The sequence below is a fragment of the Streptomyces colwelliae genome, assembly GCF_048158785.1.
Lineage (GTDB): Bacteria > Actinomycetota > Actinomycetes > Streptomycetales > Streptomycetaceae > Streptomyces.
Map to the genome: position 1 here is coordinate 1 of NZ_JBLTJC010000959.1, position 450 is coordinate 450.

The following is a 450-nucleotide window of genomic DNA, read 5'->3' on the forward strand; positions in this document are numbered from 1 at the left end:
CACACCGGCCCCCACCACGGAACCGTCCAGGGTCCCGTCGGCATCCGCCTCGGCACCTTCATCGGCGCCCGCCTCGGCCGCGTCGACCGCACGCTCCGTCGAGCCGTCGGCCGTACAGACGCACACGCCGTAACCCCCGCGCCCGCAGAGGAAATTGCAGCCAATCCTGTCGCACATCTTGCCGACAATATTGCCGGGGCGTTACACAAGTGGGTCATGGGAAGGACGACCACACTCCGCAACAGAGTCCGCACCACCCTGGCAACCGTAAGCGTGCTCGGCCTCGGGCTGCTGTCCCCGATCGCCGTACACGCACTGAAGTCCCCTCCCGCACAAGGGAGTTCGCAACGCTCGTCCCTGGTGGTGGCCACCGCCACCGGGAAGGTCGAGGGGCAGGCCCAGACCGGATACGACGCCTGGCTCGGCATCCCCTACGCCGCCACCCCCACC

Annotated in this window: 1 pseudogene; it reads left to right on the forward strand. The window is 68.7% G+C overall.

The features are described 5' to 3' along the window. Nucleotides 1-216 precede the first annotated feature (216 nt). A pseudogene (locus ACNFOC_RS55355) lies at nucleotides 217-450 on the forward strand (hypothetical protein); the annotation flags it as partial.